Source organism: Nonomuraea purpurea, assembly GCF_042650645.1.
In the GTDB taxonomy this organism is placed as follows: domain Bacteria; phylum Actinomycetota; class Actinomycetes; order Streptosporangiales; family Streptosporangiaceae; genus Nonomuraea; species Nonomuraea purpurea.
Genome location: NZ_JBHSBI010000008.1, coordinates 75,747 through 97,796, shown reverse-complemented (window position 1 = coordinate 97,796; position 22,050 = coordinate 75,747). Strand labels below are relative to the sequence as shown.

Here is a 22,050-nt window from a genome sequence, read left to right as displayed (position 1 = left end):
ATCCGGCGCCGGTCCGCCACCACCGGCCCACACGGGAGGGCGCGGCAACTGCGGCGGCGGGAGGGCGTGTCAGTTCAGTCGTCACCGAACCATCGTATATGCGTACTCACGAAGATACGCAAGTAGTGAGGTTAGAGGTATGCTGACGTCATGCACACCTCGCTGCCCGACTTCGACATGCCGAACGAGGAACAGGTGCACCTGGCCGCCGAGTCGTTCCGGCTACTCTCCGACCCCACCCGCATCAAGATCTTGTGGGCGTTGCTCCAGGGCGAGTCGTCAGTGGCCTGCCTGGCCGAGCTGGCCGACGCCGCCCCCACCGCGGTCAGCCAGCACCTGGCCAAACTCCGCCTGGCCGGACTGGTCAAGGGCCGCCGCGAGGGCACCTTCGTCTACTACACCGCCGCCGACGAACACGTGCGCCGCCTGCTCACCCAGGGGCTCTACCACGCCGACCACATCGACCGCGGCGACCAGACACCCACCCTCGCCTCGGGACTTTGAGCGGTTCCGTACCCGGAGCTGTCGCCCTGAACGGCCGGGACGGTGTCGCACTCCAGACGGCGCCCCATGTCAGGTGGGCCCAGAACGGCGTTCGTCGCCAGCCGTTGACGAGGTACCTGTCACGCCGATGAGTGGCCGCGCCGGGACGTCACGGCGTCTCGCAGGTAGTGAAGCAGGTCGTCAACGAGATCGTCGGGGCTTGCGTGGCCCTTGCCGTCGGATGCGAGATGTCCGGCCGAAGCGAGGTCGGCTGCCCCGTGCGCCAGCGCGCGCAGCAGCGACGCCAGACGTACAGGGTCGCCTGGGGGCAGGGCGCCGGCTTCCTGGGTGGCGGCGACGATGTCGACCAGCATGGCCTGCGCCTCGTGCGCGGCCAGACGCAAGCCCTCTGAATCGATCGACCAGGTGCCGAACGTCAACTTGAACCGGGCCGGATGATCCTGCGCCCAGGCGACGTAGCGGCGCAGCGCCATGCGCAGGACCGCTTCAGCGGAGCGGCCCCGCCCGATCGCCTGCGCGAGCGCCGTACGCTGGCGCACCAGCTCTCGTGCGGCGATCGCGGCGAGCAACGCCTCTTTGCTGGCGAAATGCTTGTACGGGGCGTTGTGGGACACACCGACCAGACGGCCGACCTCACGCAGTGTCACAGCCTCCACGCCGCCCTCGTCCAGCAGGCGTGCCGCCATCTCGACCAGTTGGTCACGGGTGTCCGGAGGCATCGGCCCATCATAGCCGCGGTTGACGTTGTCAACTATGAGAGCTAGGTTGACGACGTCAACCCAGCTCGATCGGAAGCGTGAAGATGCACCAGCAACGAGCGGTCGTCACCGGAGCGACCGGCGGCATCGGGGAAGCGATCACACGTTCACTCGCCGCGTCCGGAATGACCGTTGTCATGGTCGGACGCAGCGGCCCACGGCTCGACGACGCGCGAGAACGGGTGCTCACCACCGTCCCGGACGCCGACCTACGCCTTGAACGCGCTGATCTGTCCCTGCTCGCCGACGTCCGGGACCTGACCGGGCGGCTCGCCCGCGACCCCGCACCCGACATCGTGGTCAGCAACGCGGCCGTCATCGCCGACGTCGGCGACATCACCCCCGAAGGGATCCAGCGCACCCTGGCCACCAACCACCTCGCTCCCTACCTCCTGCTGCGCTCACTGATCGGCCCCATCGGCTCCCGCCCCGCGCGCTTCGTCGTCGTGGGCGCCTCCCCGCGAGGACTCGCCCGGGTGCCGGTCGACCTCGCAGACCTGAACTGCCGAACCGGCCGAGGGCTGGGGCCACTGCCCAGTTTCCGGCCGTTCACCGCCTACGCCCGCACCAAGAACATGAACACGATGTTCGTCTACGCCCTCGCCCGCCGGCTCGGCAGCACGCGCATCACGGTGAACGGCGCGCATCCAGGCATCATCAAGGGAACCGGACTCGGCCGGGACAACCGCGGCGCGCTCCGACTTTTCGGCGCCGCCCTCAACCAGGTCACGCCGGGCCCCGGCACCGGCGCCGACACACCGGTTTGGCTGGCCACCTCACCCGAGGTCCGCGACGTCACGGGCCGCTTCTTCGTGCGCCGCAAGCAGGTGCCCACGGCACCGCACACCACCGACATCGACCGATGCGATCAGCTCTGGACCGAAAGCGCCCGCCTCGTGGGACTCCCTCCAGAACTTTGATGGGGGCGTCAGCCGGCATCTCCTGCCCGCGAGCCCTCCCATCACCTGGTCGGCGTCGTCAGGAACCGGCAAGCGGGCCAGGTCGGTCAGTTCAGGTCCAGGGCAACCTCCGGGCGCAGGTAAGCGTCGATCCAGCCTGCTCGACCGCCTCGTCAGAGTCGTCGGTCCGGGTCACCGCGAAGGCCGTGACGGGCCACTTCTGCGAGCAGTCCCCGGGTGTCGACCAGCGCCGCGGTCAGTGGTTCGTACCGGTCGTCCTCGGCGACCTTCAACTTCGAGCATGTCCTTCGCCGGGCCAGACGTGAAACATCACAGCCGCCAAGAGCCCCTCTGCCAGGATCTGACATGACGTCCCGGCTCCCAGCAACACCTTTACGGTCCGGCCCAGCGCACTCGGCCTCCTGACCAAATCCGGGGACAAGCGGCCTGAGCGGGCTTTATCAAACCGGTACACGATATGCCCGTATGGCTTGTTTTGCGTCATGGACATGTAACGTTCCAACACCTAGGATCGCAAAGCTCATACAAATGGTCGCGAGAAAGGGCGATTGCCCATGCCTTACTCGGCGGAGATCAGCCGGTCGAATCCGACCTGTTTCGTCTTCCTCGTCGATCAATCGGCGTCTATGAGCGATCCCATCGGCAGGGAGACACCCAGAAGCAAGGCATCCGTGGTGTCCGACGCGATCAATCGGTTGCTCACCGAGCTTTCCGTAAAATGCGCCAAAGAAGAGGGCGTTCGCGACTACTTTCACGTCGCCGTCGTGGGTTACGGCCACAACAGCGTCGGCTCGGCCTATGGCGGGACGCTGGCCGGCCGCGACCTCGTACCGCTGAGCCAGATCGCGGAGAATCCTGCGCGCGTGGAGCAGCGCTCGAAGAAGGTCCCCGACGGGGCGGGCGGACTGGTCGAGACCACGGTCACCTTCCCCGTCTGGATGGATCCGGTGAACAACGGCGGCACGCCGATGCGGCAGGCCATCGAGTACGCGCACCGTCTGGTGGACAAATGGCTCTCGGAGCACCCCGCGTGCTTCCCGCCCATAGTCCTCAACCTCACCGACGGCGAGGCCAACGACGGCGACCCGACGGTCCCTGCTGCCGCCATCCAGTCCCTGGCCAGCGCCGACGGCCCCGTGCTGCTGTTCAATCTGCATGTGTCGGACGCGGGCGGCTCGCCGGTGACCTTCCCGGACTCCGACTCGGGCCTGCCCGATGCCTACGCCCGTACGCTGTTCGGAATGTCCAGCCCGCTTCCCTCGCACATGCGCTCGTACGCCGCGCAGGAGGGCTTCTCCGTCAGCGACGGCACGCGAGGCTTCGTCTACAACGCCGACATCACCTCCGTGGTGCAGTTCCTCGACATCGGCACGCGCGCGTCCGATCTGCGGTGACGATGCGAGCCAACGTCTCCTCCCACTACCTGCACAAGGGCGGCGGCTCGGAGGAGGAGTACGAGGACGCCTTCGCGACCACCCCCGACATGCGCAGACTGGAGGACGTCGCCGCGGACGGGCTCGGAATCGCCATTTCCGACGGCGCGTCGGAGAGCATTCTCGCCGGACGGTGGGCGCGGCTGTTGGTGCGGCATTTCACTGCGGCCATTCCAGACGTGCTCGGCACCCGCGACGCATTCGCCAACCACGCTGTTGGTGCTGCGGAGCAATGGAAACTCTCCATCGGCGAATACGTCGCGGAGAGAGAGGCAGCGGGGCGCCCGATCCAGTGGTACGAGCAGCCCAAGATGGATCGCGGTGCTTTTGCGACCCTCCTGGTCGCGGGCTTGTCGGTCATGCAACAAGAAGACGGCAGCTCACTGGCGACATGGGTGGCCGCCGGAATAGGCGACTGCGCCCTCTTCCATGTCCGCGACAACCGGCTCCTCACATCGTTCCCCATGACTGATTCCGCTGAGTTCACCAGCAATCCGGCTCTGCTCAACAGCAAGAGCCACGACCGTGATCTCATCGCCGACCGGATGAAGACACACGTGGGCATCCTGCGGCAGAAGGACGACCTCTACATCTGCACCGACGCGGTCGCCGCTTGGTTTCTCGGTCAGGCCGAATGCCAGAACCGCCCGTGGGAGACCCTCGAAGACCTGGACACCGCCGACGGCCCGACCTTCGCCGACCTCGTAGACGAGGAACGAACGGGCGGGCGGATGCGCAACGACGATTCCACCCTGATCCACGTGACCGTGTGGTGACGGATGACCGCTGTCACACGCTTCCCGAGCGGCGGCCAGTACGTCGACGCCCTGCAGAATCCCCGTATCTGCTTTCACGACCCCGAATTGCGGTCAGCACGCCCGCAGACCGATTCCCTCGGCCGGCCCAAAGCGATCTCCGGCAACTTCGCCAGCGTGTTCTCGGTGACCACGGCGGCGGGCAAGCGGTATGCCGTCAAGTGTTTTACCAGGAACATCCCTGATCAGGAGAAGAGATACCGCGCGGTAAGCGACCACCTCCGAACGCTGCCACACCGCTGGAAGATCGGCTTTGATTACCAACCCACGGGCATCATGGTGAGCGGGGAGTCGTATCCCATCCTCCGTATGGAATGGGTGGAGGCCGTCAGCCTGATCCGCTGGATCGAGGGCCATCTCGGCGACCGCGAAGCTCTGCTCACCCTGGCCCGCCATTTCGCCGAAATGGTCGATGATCTGGCCAGGGCCGGGATCGCCCACGGCGACCTTCAGCACGGCAATCTGCTCGTCACCCCCAACGGCTCCCTGAAGCTCGTCGACTACGACGGCATGTACGTCCCCGCTCTCGCGGGCATGCCCGCCACAGAGCATGGCCATCGCCACTACCAGCCCCCGGGCCGCGCCAATGCGGGATTCGGGCCCGACCTGGACCGCTTCTCCAACTGGCTGATCTACTTTTCTCTGGTCGCCATCTCTATGGACGTGACGCTCTGGCACACCCTGCACGAGCCGGGCGGCGAACATCTCCTGCTCACGGACGCCGACTTCGCCGACGTCTCGACGTCCACCAGGATGGCGGCGCTGATGCGGCACCACGTCCCCGACATCGGCCGGCTGGCCACGCAGGTCGCCGATCTCGCCACCCGGCCGCTGTCAGCGTTGCCTGACCTCATCCCGCTGCCGGAGATCTCTGTCCCGGCCCCAAGCAAACCGGCACCCGCTCAGCCAGGCCTGCCGCCGTGGATGGCGGGGCACGTGACTCGGGTATCGCCACCGCCGCCGGTTCCCGTGCCGCTAGGCGATCACCACCGGCTGGTGCGGTGGACGCGCCTCACCATGCTTGGGCTGGGTATCGCGACCGCTCTGTCAGCGGTGATGATCGCCGTAACCGGCCTGGCCGCGTGCGTGATGGCGACGCTCGGCCTCGCTCTCGCGCTCCTGTCCAGCAGGGCCACCTATGCCTTCCTACCGGAGCACAAGATTCGTAAGGCAATCGCGGACCAGCACCGCCAGGCCCACCGGCACACCAACGTGGCGGCCAAGACGACGGCGAGCCTCGAGAAGGAGCGCGACCGGCAGCAGGCGGACGACTCGCGACAGGCGCAGGCCAGCTCCAAGGAGATGCAGGATCTGCGGCAACGCCAGCGTCATGAGCTCGACGCGTTCGACCGGACGACAACGGAGCGATTGAGTCCGTTCAACGCGCACATCATGTCGGTATCGGCCAAGGAAAGAGAGGAGATCAATGACGCTCTGGCGCTGTTGCAGCAGGAGTTCGTGATCTCCTATCTCAAGCGCTTCGTCCTGCGATCCGGCCATGTCACCGGCATCGGTGAGGGCACCGTGGCCAGCCTTCGGGCTCACGGCATCACCACGCCCGCCGATTTCACAGACGTGGTCTACACGGCCGGCGGCTACGGTCAGCGTCCTGAGGTGCACATCGTTCTCGCTCACGGCCGGTCCGTCCATGTGCACGGCGTGGGCGAGACTCGCGCCGTGGCGTTACGCGAATGGCGCAGGGCGCATCTCGACCGCGCCATGCGGCAGCCCGGCTTGCCAACCGCCCTGCCGCAGACCAAGTTCCAGCAGATCGAAGCGAGGTGGGCCGCCGAGCGCCGGCGCATCGAGGTTCAGCGCGACGCCGTACGACAGGACAGGGCTTCCCATCGCGTCGCCCTCGCCCAGAAACAGGCTCAGGAAATGAAGCAACGGACCGACAAACACAACCTGCGAACCCGGAGCGCGACCCTCGCGGCGCAGGACATCAACCGGCGCATCTCGGAGGAGCGGATGCGACACCAGGCACTTATCCAGGAGGAGCAGGACCTGCTCAGGGAACTACAGGCGTACCGGCACGTCTCGTACGGGCGCTTTCTACGCAGGGTACTGCTCGGCACGGTGAGCACATGAGTAGCAGCCTTCCAGCAGTTCCGGCGGACGACGTCGCCCTGCGGCTACGTCAGGCCGCCACCCGTTGGCGATGGTGGCCCGTCGCCCTCCTGGTCACTGAGGTGGTCTCGCTCGCCCTCATGGAGCGTGGCCTGCTCGTCAACGCTGTCGGACTACCGGTGACCCTGCTGATCGGGCTACTCGACCGCCGCCGCGCCAAGGTCACCGTCCACTACGACCCTCAGCGCGTCCCACCCGCATTTCGCGAGGTGGTCGACGCCATGAGAGGTCTTCAGCAGGCGCAGCGCTTGTGGCTCGTCGCCCACGAGCAGGCCGTAACGAACGATCACCAGCGCAAGACCAACGCCGGTGCCTCCGCACTATTCCGACGCGAGGCCGCGCACCCACACCTGACCGGTCCGAAGGCGCTCATCGCCAACGTTCCCGTACCCACGGTACGGGTGAAGGGCTTCCGGCTGCATCTCTTTCCCGACACGGTCCTGCTGCAAGGCGGCGGTCAGACTCTCAGCCTGCCCTATCGGGCGTTGCACGCTGGGTTCGCATGCACGCGAACGGTGGAGGACGAGCAGGTGCCGTCCGACACGCGAATCATCGGCAGCACATGGCTCTATGTCAACAAAAACGGCGGGCCCGACAGACGTTTCAAGGACAACCGAGAGTTGCCCATTGTCGAGTACGGCCGTCTTACCGTCACCGGGCCGGACATCGATCTCGTCTGGCAGTGCTCGAACGTCGGAGCGTTACGAGCACTCTTCACAGCCCTGCGTGACGCGGGAGTACGAGCCTAGCGTGGCTACGCGGTGGCGGACCACATGCCAATTTGGCGACCGTCGCGCGCTCCTCCCGCTCGACGAAACCCCCACAATCACCGAACCGCACAATTCGGGTAATGCCATAGGTAATGGCCTGCCCATTCACCAGTGAACCCACATGGTCGTCGCAAAGAAACACTGAGGGCAACGGTCGCCGTCGGAGTTCTCCGCGAGTCAGACGCGTGCACCGGGAGAGAGAACGGCCCTCAGCGACGCCGTGGACTCGCTCGCATAACGTTCCTGACCTTTCGGTGCACAGACGCCGGTTTCCTGGAGCCGCACGCGCACGCCATTTCCTCTGAGAAGGCGGACCACGTCGGCTCCCTGGGCCTCATCTGGAACTCCCGGGGGCGGCGTGATCGCTTTTCGCGTCGGGCTCTGCGCGATTGTCGGAGCTGAGGACGGGAATGCCTGTTCAGGAAGACCTTACTGGCCTGTAACGGCCATCGCCGTCGTCGCCGCAAGGGTGGCAGGGAGCACCGCGACCGCGCAGCACCGAAGCATTCGCGCTCCTGCTCCCCGGCCCGGCTCTCCCAGATAAAGAGTTCGAAGGAAAGAGCCGCCGCCATTCGCGGCGATCATCAGCACGAACAGGAATTCGATCCACAGGGCTTCGGCACCCCATGCCAGCCCGGATTCGGCGAAGGCGCCTAGATGCAGCTCGCGGGCCATCGAAGTGAACAACATGTGTGGCCAGATCGCGAAAAGTACGACCAGCCCGATGACCATGATGCCCGCACAGCCACCGGCCGCGTCACGCGAACTCACGCGAGCGCTCGCCCGGAATGGACCTACACCTACACTTCCACCAATTCTCATATCGAGGCGAACATTACTCTATTGAGGGCTCACGCGGCGACGTGGTTGATCAGGGCGGCGAGAAATGCCTCTACGTCGTTCGTCATAAACGATCAACGAGGTCCCACCAGCCTTCGAGCGAAACTTGGGATGTAGACCAACTCGCCGACCGGAGATCCGCGCTGCGGTCAGGCGACGTATCCCAGCACCAGGGCGGCGATCACCGGGCCCATGTACAGGAGAGGGAAGACGACGGTCGAGTACGAGCGCGCCCGGAGCACGGTGACGACGGCTCCGGTGAAGTACAGGACCAGGCCGATCCCGGCCAGGACGCCGACGACCGGCACGAACAGCCCGGCCAGCAGTCCTGCGGACCCTGCGGCCTTGGCGGCGCCGAGCCAGGTCCACCACGAGCGGGGGACGCCGTAGTCCGTCAGCGGCGTCACGACCCACTCGGCGCGGCGAAGAAGGGAGAAGGCGGAGAAACCCACCCAGAGGGCGGCCAGGACGGTGGCGACGGTAGCGGTGGCGGACATGAGGGACGCTCCCTTGAACTGGTGCTTTCTTGTGACGCCAATCCTGCGAGGCCCGGTTGATAGCTTCGCGATGCGTTCACGATGCGCGGCCATGGTGGAACCACCACGACCGCGAACGCTGGCTAAGCTGCGCGCATGGCACGGATTCTCCTCTTGCACTCGATGTACGGCCTGCGGCCCGCCGTCCACCAGGCCGCCGACCGGTTCCGGACGGCCGGCCACGAGGTGCACGTCCCCGATCTGTACGACGGCCGAGTCGTTGACACGCCCGAGGAGGGGATCGCGATCAAGGAGGAGATCGGCCGGGAGGAGTTGCTGAAGCGGGCCGTGGCCGCGGCTGCCCGGTTGCCCGCCGACGGTCTGGTGTACGCGGGCTTCTCACTCGGCGCGGCGATCGCGCAGAACCTCGCCTTGGGCGACGAGCGGGCTCGAGGGCTGCTGCTGATGCACGGCACCTCCGACATGGCCGAGGGTGTCTCGGCCGATGACCTGCCTGTCCAGCTTCACGTGGCCGACCCCGACACCAACGAACCCGCCGACTGGTTGAACGCCTGGTACATCCAGCTGCGCCGGGCGCGGGCCGAGGTGGAGGTCTTCCGCTATCCGGGCGTCGGCCACCTGTTCACCGACCCTGACCTGCCCGACTACAACGCCCCGGCCGCCGAGCGCGCCTGGGCCATCGCACTGGACTTCGTCGACACCCTGTAGTCGTGGTCGTTCGATGAGTTTGTGCCCGGACGCCGGTCTATGTTCGTGCCGGCACACAAGCAGGAGGACACCATGGGCACGATCCACATCGACCTGTTCGCGACGCTTGACCTGGTTGGCCAGGCGCCGGGTGAGCCCGAGGAGGACCCCGACGGCTTTCCGTTCGGGGGATGACAGGCGCCCTTGTTCGACGAGACGGTCGGCCGGCACGTCGGCGCCGGTATGGAGGGCATGGACGCCCTGCTGCTGGGCCGCAGGACCTACGACATCTTCGCCGCGTTCTGGCCGGACCAGGCCGACGGCGTCGACGGCGGGATCGCCACGCTGTTCAACAGCATCCCGAAGTACGTCGCCTCGCGCGGCAACCCGGATCTGGGCTGGGCGGGCTCGACGCGGGTGGGGCCCGATCTGGTGAGCGCGGTGCACGAGTTGCGTGACAGGCATGAGCACGTCCACGTGATCGGAAGCCTGAACCTGGTGCAGACCCTCCTGCGCGAGCGCCTCTTCGACCGCCTCGACCTGTGGATCTTCCCCATCGTGCTCGGCGTCGGCAAGAAGGTGTTCGACGGCGGCGCGGTGCCTGCCAACCTGGTGCTCCGCGAGCCGCCCGTCACCTCGTCCAAAGGCGCTGTGCTCCTGCGTTACGGCCTGGGCGCTGGCACTCCCGGTGCCGGGGACATGCGGCGCGAAGACCGCGGTGTCGGTTCGAGCTGAACTGGCGGACACGTCACAACGGCGGTGGAAAGGTCCTGGATCGTCAGTGCGGCAGCAGGGCGTGCGCCAGTTGGTCCGCGGCCCAGCTCTCCCACTGCCCGGTCGTCCATCCGCATTCGCGGATCATCACGAGAAACAGGTCCGGCGACAGCAGCCCGACGGTGATGTCGGTGGCCCGCCGTTTGGTCAGGCCGGGCCGCAAGGCACGCAGCCCGGACAGGATGGCGACGAACGCCCCGTGCGCGGTCTGCCGCTGCTCGCTGTTGGCCGCCCATTGGGCGGCCATGTCGGCGTCGACGGCTGCCGCGTCGCGGACGACCGCCAGCACGGGGGCGACCCGGCCGAGGATGACGCCGCTCGCGTGGGTCCACCCCCGGATGACGGCCACCGGGTCCTGCTCCGCCCGCAGGGCCGCGAACCAGGGCCGGTCCAAAAGCGGCACGGGCTCGTCGTCTCCGGCGGACGCGGCGTCGACCACGTGTTTGAGTAGCCGGCTCTTGCTCCCGTAGTGGAAGTACACCGTCTGCACCGACACCTCGGCCGTGTCGGCGACCTGCTGGAAGGTCGTCCCGGCGTATCCCCGCACCACGAACAGCTCGTACGCGGCCTGCACGATGCGGCCTTTGGTCTGCGCGGAGCGTCCTTTGGGGTTCTTGACGTCAGGCATTGATTTAAAGTATCACTTTATAGTCACACTACAAAAAACTCCTCCAGGAGCGAGTTCCTCAGCGCACGACCGCCCAAACGGTCACCCGCCGGAGCGCCTCGAAGAGGACGCCGACGCTCATCTTGCTCGTCCCGCTCGTCCGGTCGACGAAGGTGATCGGCACCTCCGCCACCGCGTATCCGTGACGTACGGCTCGCAGCGTGAGGTCCACCTGGAAGCAGTAACCCCGCGACTCCACACCTCCGAGCAGGATCTTTTCGAGTGCGGCGGCCCGGTAGACGCGGAACCCGCCCGTGGCGTCGGCGACGGGAAGCCGGAGCATCAGCCGTACGTAACGGTTGGCGAGTCGTGAGAGCAGCTCCCGTTTCCTCGGCCAGTTCACCACCCGGCCGCCGGGCACCCAGCGTGAGCCGATGACGAGGTCGGCCCGCTCCGCCGCGTTCAGCAGGGCAGGGAGCCGCTCAGGAGGGTGCGAGCCGTCGGCGTCGATCTCCGCCAGCAGGTCGAACCCCCGGGCGAGTCCCCAGCGGAAGCCCGCCAGGTACGCGGCGCCCAGCCCTTGCTTGCGCTCCCGATGCAGGACGTGCACGCCGTCGAGTTCGGACGCGAGCCTGTCCGCGATCAGGCCGGTCCCGTCCGGGCTGTTGTCGTCGACGACGAGGATGTGGGCGGCGGGCACGGCCGCGCGGATCCTGGCGACGACGCCCGGGAGGGTGTCTCGTTCGTTGTAGGTCGGCGTGATGACCAAGACGGTGCTCATGACCGCTCCTCAGCTCGCGTGCCGAAAGTCGGGCCAGGCGGTCGTCCAGGATGTGCGCGGTCCGGAGCAGACCGTGATGGGCAGGCCCTGCTCCTCGTTCGCGACTCCGGTGCCGTGGTCGACGACCCCTGCGGATTCGCAGCGCGCGAAGCGCAGCCGCAAACGCTCCGGCGGCAACCCCACGGCGACGACCGTCCGGGCCGTTTCCGGCGGTGGGCCTTGGTACCACAGCTCGTTGTGGCCGCTGTAGACGGGAATGGCCGGCGCGAACCGGTTCAGCGCGCCGGCCTCGCCGTAGTTCGAGGTGAGCACGATCGTCCCCGACGGCAGCGCCCGGTGCACCCCGGCCACCTGGGCGACGAAGCGCGGCCAGCCCACCGACTCCCTGGACACCTCGTTGGGCGAGTAACCGAGCGCCGGCAGCGGGAGCAGGGGCAACGCCACGACGATCCCGATGACCGAGGTGCCGAGCAGCCCCCACCACGCCGCTCGACGCCGGGCGGCCCGGCTGTCCATCCACGCGGCGGCGGGCACGCAGCCGGCCACGAAGGCGAAGATCAGGCTCCCGGCGACGTAGTCCGCCCGTCCTCCTGACGCCCAGCCGAGCAGGATCGTCACCAGGGCCGCGATCGCCAGTGGCCGGGTCTCCTGCCGCCCGCGCAGCCAGAGCCACCCGACGACGGCGATCACGAAAGCTCCCATGCTGAGCAGCGCCACCAGCATGGGCACGAACATGATCCGATTCACGGGTTCGCTGAGCGTGGCAGCCATGGTGAGCTGAGGCCAGCCGTTGGCGGCCTGGTAGAGCAGGTTCGGAGAGGCGATGACGGCGGCCAGGAACGCCCCGGACCAGAACCACCTGTCACCGAAGACGGCACGCGGCCCCTTCACCGCCATGCCGACGGTGATGAGCAGGCCGGTGGCCAGTCCTGTGATCAGCAGGACGATGAGGTGTTTGTTGAACGTGGCGGCCCCCGCGATGGCGCCGGCCGCCACCCACCACCGCCCGTCGCCGCGCAGCAGGGCACGCAGCACGAAGAGCATGCAGGCCGTCCAGAACACGAAGTCGGCCGATTGGGTCAGCAGGGTGTGCCCTGCGACCAGGGGGAACATCCCGGCGCCGAGGCCGGCGGCGGCGAGCGTCTGCGCGTTTCTCCGACCGCCGAGCTCCCGCGTGATCGCGGCGCCGATGAGGATCAGCAGTCCTGCGCACAGCGCGGGGACGACCCGCAGCCCGGTGATGGTGTCCCCGAACAGCTCCGTGGACAGCCGCGCCAGGAGCGGGGTCAGCGGAGGCTGGTCGAAGTACCCCCAGGCGGGAGAGTGACCGAGCATGCGGAAGTAGAGCTCGTCGCGGTGGTAGCCGTACCACGGGCTCAGCAGCAGCAAGGTGACCACGACGACGCCCGCGATGGGACCGGTGGTCCGCCAGGCGAGCGCCGGGAGCGAGGAAGCGGTGATCCGAGAACGGGGGGTTTGGACAAGCATGCCTCCACGGTTTCCGATGGCGCCGCCGCCTGTCGTCTGGCGGGGAACAGAACGTGGAGTCAGACCCCAGGCATAGGCGGCGGCTCCCCAGGGCGGACCACGCCGTGGTCGAAGGCGAAGACGACCGCCGCGGCCCGGTCGCGCACCGCCAGCTTCGTGAAGATCCGGCCGACGTGGGTTTTGATCGTGCCCTCGCCGATCACGAGATGACGGGCGATCTCGGCGTTCGTGAGCCCTCGTCCGATGAGCTTGAGCACGTCGAGCTCGCGAGAGGTGAGGTCGTCGAGCCGCCGGACCGCGTCGGGGTCGGTCACCGGATCCGCGCGATAACGCCGCAGGACCCGCCCGCAGACAGCGGGGTCCAGCCAGCCGTCGCCTGCCGCCACCGCCCGGACGGCCCGCTGGATGTCCTCGGCCGGAGCGTCCTTGAGGCAGAATCCTGACGCGCCGGCCCGCAGAGCGGCCGCGAGCACGCTGTCCTCGCCGAACGTGGTCAGCACCAGGATGCGGGACGCCGGATCCGCGGCCAGGAGAGCACGGGTGGCCTCGACCCCGTCCATCCGCGGCATGCGGATGTCCATGACCACGGCGTCGGGCCGGACACGCGCGACCTCCGCCAGCGCGGCCTGGCCGTCGGCCGCTTCGCCGACCACGTCGAATCCGTACGGCTGGCGAAGGATCGTTCGCAGCCCCGCCCTGGCCAGTTCCTGGTCGTCGACGAGCACCACCGAGATCATGCCGGCAGCTCCGTCCGCACGACCCACCGGTCGTCCTCGGGGCCGGCGGTGACGTGGCCGCCGACCATGCGCACTCTGTCGGCCATCGCGCGAAGTCCCATGCCGCCATTGTGCCGAGGTGGGCGGTCAGGCAAGGGATTGGTGACCGTGGCCCGCACAGCGCCTTCCTCCGATACGCGCAGCCGTACCTCGACGGAGCCCCGTGGCGCGTGGCGGCTCGCGTTGGCCAGTGCCTCTTGAACCAGCCGGTAGAGCACCATCCCGGTCGTCGGGCTCACCGCCGTCAGCTCGCCGTCGACGCTCGACTCGAGTTCCAGACCCGCCGTCCGGTATTCCTCGAACAGCTCGGGTAGCCGGGGCGCGGTGGGCTGGGGGGCGACCACGGCAGGATCGGAGCCTTCTTCCGCGAGAACACGAACCACCTTCCGCAGCTCCGCCATGCTCTGCCGGGCAAGGCGCTCGGCCTCGGCGATCCCCGCCGCGGCTTCCTTGGGATCGTGCTCGATCGCCAGCCGTGCACCCCCCAGATGCAGGACCGTCACGGCGAGCGTGTGCGCGACGATGTCGTGCAGATCGGCGGCGAGCCGCTGCCGCTCGGCCAGAGCGGCGGCAGCGGTGGCGGCGCTCTCCGCGTGGTGCAGCCGCTCTCCCACCTCAATGCGGTAACGCGCGGCCCATCCGCCCCAGAAGACAAGCGTCACGGCGGCCAGCCAGTTCGGCCATCCGGGGTCCGGCGAGGTGAACGCCGCCGCGACCACCACGGAAAGCGAGGCGAGCCACATGACGATGCCCGGCCAGAGTCGCATGGTCAACGCGACGAACAAGCTGTAGAGCACCAGGACGAACCAGCCGATGCTGTTGACCGCGAGCCCTGTCAGCGCCGCTATGGCCGCTGGAGCCAGGAGACCGGCCACCTCGGCGGAACGGCGCGACACCGTACGCACGATGACGAGACAGAGAACGACGAAGGCGCCCCCTCCGGCGAACGGCCACACGGAATCGCAGCCCCGCATGATCGTTTGCGCCCACGACAGCCCGATCAGCAGTATCAGCAGCCCGAGGCCGGCCGGCAACAGCCGGCGGGGAGTCACCACCACCCGCCCATCGTAGAAACCGCCAGTTCCACACACATCCACCCAGAGTGGTACCCGCCATCTCCCCACGGTCAGAGACGCGCGCCCAGCTCTTACGCGAAGGGGACGCCGTCGAAGGTGCCCGACAGGGATGGGCGGGTGGAGAATGCCGTCCAGGTCAGCGTCACCTCGTGGGTACGCCCTCCGGTCTCGGCGCGGAGCGTGGCGGTGGCGTGGCCGTCCGGGGTGAGCTTGATGGGTCCGCTGACCCGCAGGTCGCGCACGAACCGCACGCTGTCGAGGGTGATGCCCTGGCCGAAGGTGACCTGGCCGCCGCGCAGCCCCGGCTCGTTCGGCCGCCCGAAGGAGTAGAAGGCGTGCGGATTGCGGCGGGCGGTGGCGTCGGCGGCGGTGGCGAAGGTGGCCGCGAGGATCCGCCGCTGGCCGGTGCTGAGCTTGCGGGACGGGTGCGGCGCCACGTCTGTGAGCTTTTGCGGGAACGCGCCGACGGCGCGGTAGTTTTCGCCGGTGCATTTCTGGTCGACCACCCGCTTGGTGGTCAGGAAGGTACGCAGCATGCCACGCACGCACTCCCCCATCGGCGACGGGAAAAGGGACTGCGCGTGGATCCCGAACGGAATCCGGATGACGGTCGCGTTCGGGAAGACCCGAAGCGAACGCGCCACCTCCGCGGGGCGGTTGAGGTCGAAGTCCCCTGCCACCACCAGGACGGGAATGTCGGGCAGCACCTGTCCTGGCGGGCGCGGTGGGCTGTGTCGCGGCGTCGGCCAGTTGACACACCACTCCTGGCTGGCGACCGCCTCGGTGGGGAAGACGTCGGTGGGCTGGTAGGGCGCCATCGGACGTTCCCGCTCGTAGTACCGCTCGGCCTGCGCTTGACGCTCTGCCGCCGATGCCAACCGGTCGAAGGGGAAGGAACCGTCGCCGCAACGGAAGGCCACATGGCCCGCAAGCCAGGGAGGGTTGAACGGCGGGATGGTCTTGGGAGTCAGCCGGGCCAGACGGCGTAGTGGAGCCGGGTCACCGTTGAGGTAGGCGTGCGCGGCCGCGACATTCTCCCGGCCGACCACCGCTTCGGCCGGCTCACGTAGCGTGAGTGCCTGGTGTAACGTCACCTCCGGGTCGGGCTGCTTTCGCAACCGGTCCACCAGCCTCGTCCAGATGCCGGAGGCTTTGCCCGGCAGCGCGTCGCACGCCTTCGACCGCCCGCAGATGAGATCGAGATAGTCGAGCCGGGCGTCGAACTCCTGCTCGGCGTACCCGTCGCGACCGATGACCATGGAGCTGTCCAGGAAGATCGCGTCCAGGCTCTTCGGGTACCGGGCCGCGTACGCCTGGGCATACAGGGTGCCGTAGGAGTTGCCGAAGTAGCTCATCTTGCCCAGGCCGAGCGCTCGCCGTACCGCGTCGAGATCGTGCGAAGCCTGGTCAGCGGTGAAATAGGCGCCCCGCGGACCCACGCTCTTGGCGCAGGCCGCGATGGTCGCCGGCTTGAAGGGGTCGGCTCCCGGGCACAGCAGCGGCGAGGACTTTCCCATCCCGCGCGGATCCATGACCAGGAGGTTCTTCTGGTCAAGGACGGGCCCGAGAGTTTGCTGGATCACGGGTATCTCCGGAAGGGCCGGTTGCGGCCCGCCGCGGTTGGCCGCCACCGTGCCGTCGGCGTCCTTGGCCGGGATGAAGGTGAAGGCCACAGAGATGCGTTCGGAGGAGGGGTTGTCCCAATTGAGGGGGACCTCGATGGTGCCGTCGCAACGTGTGGTCGCGGTCGCGCACTCATGCAGGTCGGTCGGAGGGGCTGGGGTGCCGGGAAACAGGGCTGCGGCGAGTACCGGTCCCAGAGCTTTGACGATCATGCCTCCAGCCTGGCCCGCCTCGTCGCGGGTTCCATCGGCCTGCCGGAGGATTCCACGCTGGGACCCTGCTCCCAGACAGGCATCAGGCTTCTGACCGAACCCGACCCGGACAACGCCGGCGTGGTGTTGGGAAAGCTCCTCAAGAAAAAGAACTTCTCCTGGCCAGAGCACGGGGAGGCGCTCCTGCGCCAGTACTCAGAAGCGGTGCTCCGCCAGCACGACACCGGTCAGTTCCAGGGCAACGGAGGCCGCAGATGGCCGGCGCATCGCCAGGCAGACGAAGATCGCGTCCAACAACGACAGGTGAGCGATCCGGCTGGCCATCGCCTCAACGCGGAACGAGGCCTCCCGACCTCCCGCCACCAACACCGCGTCGGCGACGGACGTCAGCGGGGACCGGGCAAAACACCCGGCGGACTGTCTTCTGCCTGGATGCGTGGCGCGGCCGAGCTGTTGCCGGCACCGACCTCACTGGCGATCGCCAGCTTCAGGGCCTGGTAGCCGCGCAGGCCGAGCCGCTGGCAGAAGCGCACGACAAAGGAAGAGCGCATCGTGCGGATGCGGGCGATGATGCCTGGCGCTTCACCTGGTTGCCGGTCCGTTGTTCGGCTCTCGCCCGCAGGTCCCATGGTCACCAAACGCGCGTGCGGCCGACCCACACGTTGCGAGCGCGGAGGTGGGTGTCGCCGGCAGGCCCCGGCAACTGCTCGTCCCAACCGTCATCGCCGGGCCCGCTCAGCTCGGACGCGTACGAGCCCATCTGCAGATTGATGATGAGCCTCTGCGGGATGCCGGCCCAGCCCTTCCCGCGGTGGGTCGCCACCCAGTCGCCGTCGAAGTAGTAGTCGAGCATGACGTCGTCGCCCTCCTTGTACAGCCAGACACGGTACTTGTGCCAGCCGATGGAGTTCACGACGGGAACCGGCGCTCGCGTGACGAAGTGGTCCTGCCCCTCCTCTTCGCCGTCGTCGCCGCTGGATGTCTTGTTCCAGGTGTTGAAGAGGTTGGTCGAGTTCCCCACAAACTCCAGAATGTCGCTCTCCGGCGGCCACTCCGGCCAGGTTCCGGTCGTCCAGAACGCCGGCCAGATGCCCAGCCCGGTCTGCGCGCTGAACTCGCCCTCAATGTCGTACTCGGGGAACTGGTCGTTGACGACGATCTGCTCCTTGGCGTGGATGGCTCCGGAGCGATACCACACAGGGGCGTGCGGCTGGTGCGGGCTGGTGCCGTCCGCCGAGGACAGCCGGGTCGCCGTCAGGGTCAGCACCCCCTGGGAGAGCGACACCTGACTGGCGTGCATCCGGGCGGCGCCGTTGTGGGTGTCGGCGTCGCCGTCCCAGGGATAAAGGTGATTCCACTCCTGGTTGAAAGCCGTCCAACTGTCGAAGGACGACTTCTCGATGATGTTCTCCCACGTCACGGCGCTGCGGCTGGTGCGGGCCCCGGATAAGGACGCGGCCTGCGCGCCGGCCGGGACGGCCGCCAGCCCCAGAGACAGGCCGCCGGCCGCGGTCAGTAGCCGACGCCGATTGATGTCGTGCTCGGACATGTTTCCTCCCTGGACGTGACCCCTGCGCCCCGGCAGTACCGCGCGGCTGCTCAGCACGCTGCACCCAATCCGACATGGACGATCGCGAAAGGGCCCGTACTTGCCCGGTTCAGGAAATTTCTTCCAGAATACCGATCTTCGCAGCGCACCACCTGACGAGCACGGAGCTACCGAGCGCTTACCTGCGGTCAAGCCGAACAGAACTTCTGGAATGGAAATCCAGGCCCTGTTTCGGAGTTCGCCTTCTCCCGCGCGTTCTGTCGAACCTTCGGTGTGGCGCCCGGCCGATACCGGACGCCGGCCCCGCACGATCTCCCCCACCGGAGCTGATCCGAGTCCCCGACGGATCGCGCACCGGTCACCTAGCGGTCCCTGGCCGCGCGGCGGGCCGCGTCGATGGCCTCGGCGGGCGCCGACCGGGCCGGGCGGGTGAGGATGCGGCGGATGGTCTCCGCGGCCACCTTGGGCTCGCGGTCCTCGGTCAGCAGCCCGTTGCTCTCCTGCTCGGTGTCCGTCAGCTGGGTCCAGCACAGACCGGCCAGCTCCGGATTGTCCAGGACCGCGTCCACGATCTGCCGGAACCGCTCGGCCAGTTCCTCGGTGGAGCCGACGGTGCCGTACCCGTGCCAGGGCTCGTCCTGTGCCGGGCGGAGGCTGGTGCCGCCGATCTCGGACAGCACCACCGGCTGCCCGCGCCGGACCGGGTCGCCGAGCAGGGCGACGCGCCGCGCGGGCGGGCGGTCGCCGAGGATGCGCCCCAGCGCCTCGGGGCCGGCGTAGCGCTCGCGGATCGACTCGCCGGTCGGCGCGTAGTCGTGCAGTCCCCAGATGTCGCTCTCCGTGTGCTCCCACCCGTCATTGGAGATCGCCGGCCGGGTGCCGTCAAGCGCCTTGGTGAGGTGGTAGAGCGCGGCGGTGGCATGCCGCTGCTCGGGTACGTCCGCGCCGTGCCAGACGCCCCAGCTCTCGTTGAACGGCACCCACGTCACCACGCACGGATGGCTGCGGTCGCGGGCCACGACCTCCAGCCATTCACGGGTCAGCCGCTCGACGGTGCGGGGCGCGTACTCGTACGCGCTGGGCATCTCACTCCACACCAGCATGCCGAGCCGGTCGCACCAGGCCAGGAAACGCGGGTCCTCGACCTTCTGGTGGATCCTGACGCCGTTGAACCCCAGTTCCTTGGCCAGCTCGACCTCCCGGCGCAGCGCGGCGGCGTCAGGCGCGGCCAGGTGTGAGCGGGGCCAGTAGTTCTGGGCCAGGACCAGGCGCAAAAAGCGCGGCTGGCCGTTGAGGAGGAAACGGCCGTCCCTGATGCCGGCGCTGCGCAGGCCGACGTAGGAGGTGACCGCGTCGATCGGCGAGCCGTCGCCCCCGATCACCTCGACCCTGGCGGCCAGCAGGGTCGGCCGCTCCGGCGTCCACAGCAGGCGGCCCTGCTCCATCTGGTGCCGGGCTGCCGGGATGGCGATCGTCCAGCGGCCGTCCCGCCGGTCGGTGCGGCACCTCTGGTCCGCCAGGATCTCCTCGCCCAGGCTGAGGACGACGCGGACGTCCACGGCGGGGTCCGGCCGACGGGACAGCTCGACCTCGACGGTGACGGACGCGCCGGGGACGTCGGGGGTCCAGTGCAGACCGCGGACATGCAGGCCGGGCACGACCTCCGCCCAGACCGGCTGCCAGATGCCGGTGGTGCGGTGGTACCAGATGTCGTGGGGCTCCCCGCGCCAGTCCTGCTTGCCGCGCGGCTGGGTCGCGTCGTCGCACTCGTCCTGCGCGCGGACCACCACGACCTGCTCTTCGCCGGGGACGATGGCCTCGGTGACGTCGAAGGTGAAGGGCGTGTGACCGCCCTCGTGCTCGCCGGCGTACTCGCCGTTGAACCACACCCGCGCCCGGTAGTCCACCGCCCCGAAGTGCAGCAGGAGCCGCTCGTCCGGCCCAGGCTCGCGCTCCAGGCGCAGCGTGCGGCGGTACCACACGATCGGGTGCGGCTCGGGCTCGTGGATGCCGGACAGCTCGCTCTCTGGCGGGTACGGCACGGTGATCGCGCGGGTGAAGGCCCCGGCGTCGCGGTGCCGGCCCTCGGCCAGACCGCGGTCTTGGTCGTCGGTCGCGTAGCCCCACTCGCCGCACAGGTCCTGCCAGTGCGGGCGGACGAGGAGGGGTCGGGGGTAGTCGGAAGCGTGGGTCACGAAAGTTCCTCGAGAAGGGTCAGTACGGTCACCGAGTGGGCCGCGATGTCCCACGCCCCGCCGCTCGCCTCGACCTCGCCCAGGTCCCGCACGGCGATCGTGTCCTGCGCGCCGAGCGTGTTGACCGCGCCCAGGCCGGGGACGTCGCCGCCGACGGTGCGCACGTGCGCGCGGGCGGGGGTGGCGCCGGCGCTGCCGTCGAGGACGAGCCGTACACGGATGTTCTCGTCGCGGTGCCGGTTGACGACGGCCACCCGCACCGAGCCGTCGTCGGCGCGGGTGGCCGACACGTCGATGTACGGGACGGTCATGGGCGCGGTGAGCAGCCGGCCGTCCGGGCCCCAGGTGTCGCCGAGCCGGACCGCGGCCGTCCTGGCCGGGCCGTCCACCTCGGACGGCAGCACGGTCCTGCCGGTGTGGTGCCGGTAGAGGTGCCAGACGTGGTAGATCGCCGAGCGCAGGGCTCCGCCGGGACGGGCGACCACCAGGCCGTTGGCGTTGACCAGGTTGACCGGGTTGGCCATGGCCACGGGCGCGGGCAGGCCGGCGGAGCGGTGGACGGCGTGGAACACTCCGGCGCAGAAGACCAGGTCGGCGACCGTGCGGGGGCTCCACCGGTTGACCCGCACCCGGCGTCCAGGACCGTCGCCCGCCTCGGGCAGCTCGCGTGCGGCCACGCCGCCGTCGTCGCCGGGCAGCGGCTGCGGCCAGTCCTCGGGTTCGAGGTGGCGCATGGTCCACTCGTCGAGCGTGAGCGCGGGCGGGCGCTCCAGGCCCACCTCGGCGGCGAGTTCGGTGACGAGCTGGGAGTAGGCGTGGATCTCCCGCTCGAAGTACAGCGCCTGGGCCACGATGGCGTCATAGTCGTCGCCGGTCCACAGGTGGGTGCTCGCGCCGTACAGGTGCAGGGACAGGTAGTCCAGCAGCTTGCCCGCGCGGGCCAGCAGCGGGCGCGTCCACTGCTCCTGCTGCCAGGGGATGCCGACGCCGATCAGGCGGATCTCGGGGTCGACCAGGCGCATGAACCGGGCGTGCTCGCGGGCGGCGGCGGCGTACTCCTCGGCCGTGCGGTGGCCCATCTGCCACGGGCCGTAGACCTCGTTGCCGACGCCCCAGTAGCGCACCTTCCACGGCTCGGCCCGCCCGTTCTGGGCGCGGCGGCCGGTGAGCGTGGTCGCGCGGGCGGAGTTGGTGTACTCGACCCAGCGCACGGCGTCGTCCACGTTCCTGCAGGAGTGCACCAGGTACGGCTCCGCGCCCGCCGCTTGGCACCAGGCCAGGAACTCGTCGGTGCCGAAGCGGTTGGACTCCTGCCCGCCCCAGGCCAGTTCCAGCCGGCTCGGCCGCGTCTCGCGCGGGCCGATGCCGTCCTCCCAGTGGTAGGCGGAGGTGAAGTTGCCGCCCGGCCAGCGGATCGGCCCCGGGCCCAGTTCGCGGACCAGGTCGAGCACGTCGGTGCGGACGCCGTTGAGCAGGCCGGGCTCGGCGACGGACAGGGGTGAGCCCTCGTCGAACACGCCGCCCTCGATGTTGCCGAAGAACGCCGATTCCAGGAAATGTCCGTAGACGTCGTCGTCGATCCGGCCCGCCGGGTGGCGGGTGTCGATCGTCACGA

At 68.6% G+C, this 22,050-nt stretch carries 22 protein-coding genes; 8 read left to right on the top strand and 14 right to left on the bottom strand.

The annotated features are described in order from the left end of the window. Positions 1-150: 150 nt before the first annotated feature. Complete coding sequence (locus tag ACFOY2_RS17475) at positions 151-504, top strand: ArsR/SmtB family transcription factor (protein WP_379529091.1); 354 nt, start codon at positions 151-153, stop codon at positions 502-504. 119 nt (positions 505-623) lie between these two features. Here the strand turns inward: ACFOY2_RS17475 and ACFOY2_RS17470 are convergent, their stop codons facing one another. Then, a complete protein-coding gene (locus tag ACFOY2_RS17470; protein WP_379529090.1) occupies positions 624-1,223 on the bottom strand; it encodes a TetR/AcrR family transcriptional regulator in 600 nt (199 codons plus the stop codon). Between the two features lie 83 nt (positions 1,224-1,306). Here ACFOY2_RS17470 and ACFOY2_RS17465 point away from each other — a divergent pair, with 83 nt between their 5' ends. From ACFOY2_RS17465 to ACFOY2_RS17445, 5 genes are all read left to right on the top strand, one after another. Continuing rightward, positions 1,307-2,182 (top strand): SDR family NAD(P)-dependent oxidoreductase, encoded by an 876-nt coding sequence (locus ACFOY2_RS17465; protein ID WP_379529089.1) that lies wholly within the window; start codon positions 1,307-1,309, stop codon positions 2,180-2,182. 626 nt (positions 2,183-2,808) lie between these two features. After that, positions 2,809-3,576 (top strand): hypothetical protein, encoded by a 768-nt coding sequence (locus ACFOY2_RS17460; RefSeq protein ID WP_379529088.1) that lies wholly within the window; start codon positions 2,809-2,811, stop codon positions 3,574-3,576. A gap of 2 nt (positions 3,577-3,578) precedes the next feature. After that, on the top strand, positions 3,579-4,391 hold the full coding sequence (locus ACFOY2_RS17455; protein ID WP_379529087.1) for a hypothetical protein: 813 nt from the start codon (positions 3,579-3,581) through the stop codon (positions 4,389-4,391). 156 nt (positions 4,392-4,547) lie between these two features. Next, the gene (locus tag ACFOY2_RS17450) at positions 4,548-6,521 is read left to right on the top strand and encodes a hypothetical protein (RefSeq protein WP_379529086.1); all 1,974 of its coding nucleotides are present in this window, start codon (positions 4,548-4,550) and stop codon (positions 6,519-6,521) included. Next, positions 6,518-7,309: a hypothetical protein gene (locus ACFOY2_RS17445; RefSeq protein ID WP_379529085.1), complete on the top strand. Its 792-nt coding sequence runs from the start codon at positions 6,518-6,520 to the stop codon at positions 7,307-7,309. Before ACFOY2_RS17450 ends, ACFOY2_RS17445 begins: the two co-directional genes overlap by 4 nt. 450 nt (positions 7,310-7,759) lie before the next feature. Here ACFOY2_RS17445 and ACFOY2_RS17440 read toward each other — a convergent pair whose 3' ends face one another. Further along, a complete protein-coding gene (locus tag ACFOY2_RS17440) occupies positions 7,760-8,101 on the bottom strand; it encodes a hypothetical protein (protein WP_379529084.1) in 342 nt (113 codons plus the stop codon). Positions 8,102-8,319: 218 nt separating this feature from the next. Beyond that, positions 8,320-8,667, bottom strand: coding sequence for a DoxX family protein (locus ACFOY2_RS17435; protein WP_379529083.1), 348 nt, complete (start codon positions 8,665-8,667; stop codon positions 8,320-8,322). A gap of 135 nt (positions 8,668-8,802) precedes the next feature. On the opposite strand from ACFOY2_RS17435, the gene ACFOY2_RS17430 reads away from it, so the two are divergent. Continuing rightward, positions 8,803-9,375, top strand: coding sequence for a dienelactone hydrolase family protein (locus ACFOY2_RS17430; RefSeq protein WP_379529082.1), 573 nt, complete (start codon positions 8,803-8,805; stop codon positions 9,373-9,375). 183 nt (positions 9,376-9,558) lie between these two features. Next, positions 9,559-10,089 (top strand): dihydrofolate reductase family protein, encoded by a 531-nt coding sequence (locus ACFOY2_RS17425; protein WP_379529081.1) that lies wholly within the window; start codon positions 9,559-9,561, stop codon positions 10,087-10,089. A gap of 43 nt (positions 10,090-10,132) precedes the next feature. On the opposite strand, the gene ACFOY2_RS17420 is transcribed toward ACFOY2_RS17425, so the two are convergent. The 11 genes from ACFOY2_RS17420 to ACFOY2_RS17370 form a co-directional block, all read right to left on the bottom strand. Next, on the bottom strand, positions 10,133-10,756 hold the full coding sequence (locus ACFOY2_RS17420; protein ID WP_379529080.1) for a TetR/AcrR family transcriptional regulator: 624 nt from the start codon (positions 10,754-10,756) through the stop codon (positions 10,133-10,135). Positions 10,757-10,814: 58 nt separating this feature from the next. Beyond that, positions 10,815-11,516, bottom strand: coding sequence for a polyprenol monophosphomannose synthase (locus ACFOY2_RS17415; RefSeq protein ID WP_379529079.1), 702 nt, complete (start codon positions 11,514-11,516; stop codon positions 10,815-10,817). Between the two features lie 9 nt (positions 11,517-11,525). Next, a complete protein-coding gene (locus ACFOY2_RS17410; protein ID WP_379529078.1) occupies positions 11,526-13,004 on the bottom strand; it encodes a glycosyltransferase family 39 protein in 1,479 nt (492 codons plus the stop codon). 59 nt (positions 13,005-13,063) lie between these two features. Next, positions 13,064-13,741 carry a response regulator gene (locus ACFOY2_RS17405; protein WP_379529077.1) on the bottom strand — a complete coding sequence of 226 codons (678 nt, stop codon included), beginning with the start codon at positions 13,739-13,741 and terminating at the stop codon, positions 13,064-13,066. Beyond that, a complete protein-coding gene (locus ACFOY2_RS17400; protein ID WP_379529076.1) occupies positions 13,738-14,838 on the bottom strand; it encodes a sensor histidine kinase in 1,101 nt (366 codons plus the stop codon). The genes ACFOY2_RS17405 and ACFOY2_RS17400 overlap by 4 nt, the downstream gene beginning before the upstream one ends. A gap of 89 nt (positions 14,839-14,927) precedes the next feature. Then, positions 14,928-16,691, bottom strand: a complete 1,764-nt coding sequence (locus ACFOY2_RS17395) for an alpha/beta fold hydrolase (RefSeq protein WP_379529075.1) — start codon at positions 16,689-16,691, stop codon at positions 14,928-14,930. A gap of 195 nt (positions 16,692-16,886) precedes the next feature. Next, positions 16,887-17,015 (bottom strand): hypothetical protein, encoded by a 129-nt coding sequence (locus tag ACFOY2_RS17390; RefSeq protein ID WP_379529074.1) that lies wholly within the window; start codon positions 17,013-17,015, stop codon positions 16,887-16,889. Between the two features lie 62 nt (positions 17,016-17,077). After that, positions 17,078-17,320 (bottom strand): hypothetical protein, encoded by a 243-nt coding sequence (locus ACFOY2_RS17385; protein ID WP_379529321.1) that lies wholly within the window; start codon positions 17,318-17,320, stop codon positions 17,078-17,080. Between the two features lie 2 nt (positions 17,321-17,322). Further along, positions 17,323-18,240: a glycoside hydrolase family 16 protein gene (locus ACFOY2_RS17380; RefSeq protein WP_379529073.1), complete on the bottom strand. Its 918-nt coding sequence runs from the start codon at positions 18,238-18,240 to the stop codon at positions 17,323-17,325. Positions 18,241-18,602: 362 nt separating this feature from the next. Further along, positions 18,603-20,435, bottom strand: a complete 1,833-nt coding sequence (locus tag ACFOY2_RS17375) for a glycoside hydrolase family 2 protein (protein ID WP_379529072.1) — start codon at positions 20,433-20,435, stop codon at positions 18,603-18,605. Next, the gene (locus ACFOY2_RS17370; RefSeq protein ID WP_379529071.1) at positions 20,432-22,048 is read right to left on the bottom strand and encodes an alpha-L-arabinofuranosidase C-terminal domain-containing protein; all 1,617 of its coding nucleotides are present in this window, start codon (positions 22,046-22,048) and stop codon (positions 20,432-20,434) included. Before ACFOY2_RS17370 ends, ACFOY2_RS17375 begins: the two co-directional genes overlap by 4 nt. Positions 22,049-22,050 lie beyond the last annotated feature (2 nt).

Excerpts from the sequence above, each read along its gene's own strand:
- ACFOY2_RS17420 (WP_379529080.1), bottom strand. The coding sequence starts at position 10,756 with ATGCCTGACGTCAAGAACCCCAAAGGACGCTCCGCGCAGACCAAAGGC.
- ACFOY2_RS17455 (WP_379529087.1), top strand. The coding sequence starts at position 3,579 with ATGCGAGCCAACGTCTCCTCCCACTACCTGCACAAGGGCGGCGGCTCG.
- ACFOY2_RS17435 (WP_379529083.1), bottom strand. The coding sequence starts at position 8,667 with ATGTCCGCCACCGCTACCGTCGCCACCGTCCTGGCCGCCCTCTGGGTG.
- ACFOY2_RS17395 (WP_379529075.1), bottom strand. The coding sequence starts at position 16,691 with ATGATCGTCAAAGCTCTGGGACCGGTACTCGCCGCAGCCCTGTTTCCC.
- ACFOY2_RS17460 (WP_379529088.1), top strand. The coding sequence starts at position 2,809 with ATGAGCGATCCCATCGGCAGGGAGACACCCAGAAGCAAGGCATCCGTG.
- ACFOY2_RS17465 (WP_379529089.1), top strand. The coding sequence starts at position 1,307 with ATGCACCAGCAACGAGCGGTCGTCACCGGAGCGACCGGCGGCATCGGG.
- ACFOY2_RS17415 (WP_379529079.1), bottom strand. The coding sequence starts at position 11,516 with ATGAGCACCGTCTTGGTCATCACGCCGACCTACAACGAACGAGACACC.
- ACFOY2_RS17390 (WP_379529074.1), bottom strand. The coding sequence starts at position 17,015 with ATGGCCAGCCGGATCGCTCACCTGTCGTTGTTGGACGCGATCTTCGTC.
- ACFOY2_RS17475 (WP_379529091.1), top strand. The coding sequence starts at position 151 with ATGCACACCTCGCTGCCCGACTTCGACATGCCGAACGAGGAACAGGTG.
- ACFOY2_RS17445 (WP_379529085.1), top strand. The coding sequence starts at position 6,518 with ATGAGTAGCAGCCTTCCAGCAGTTCCGGCGGACGACGTCGCCCTGCGG.
- ACFOY2_RS17410 (WP_379529078.1), bottom strand. The coding sequence starts at position 13,004 with ATGCTTGTCCAAACCCCCCGTTCTCGGATCACCGCTTCCTCGCTCCCG.
- ACFOY2_RS17430 (WP_379529082.1), top strand. The coding sequence starts at position 8,803 with ATGGCACGGATTCTCCTCTTGCACTCGATGTACGGCCTGCGGCCCGCC.
- ACFOY2_RS17470 (WP_379529090.1), bottom strand. The coding sequence starts at position 1,223 with ATGCCTCCGGACACCCGTGACCAACTGGTCGAGATGGCGGCACGCCTG.
- ACFOY2_RS17380 (WP_379529073.1), bottom strand. The coding sequence starts at position 18,240 with ATGTCCGAGCACGACATCAATCGGCGTCGGCTACTGACCGCGGCCGGC.
- ACFOY2_RS17405 (WP_379529077.1), bottom strand. The coding sequence starts at position 13,741 with ATGATCTCGGTGGTGCTCGTCGACGACCAGGAACTGGCCAGGGCGGGG.
- ACFOY2_RS17385 (WP_379529321.1), bottom strand. The coding sequence starts at position 17,320 with ATGGGACCTGCGGGCGAGAGCCGAACAACGGACCGGCAACCAGGTGAA.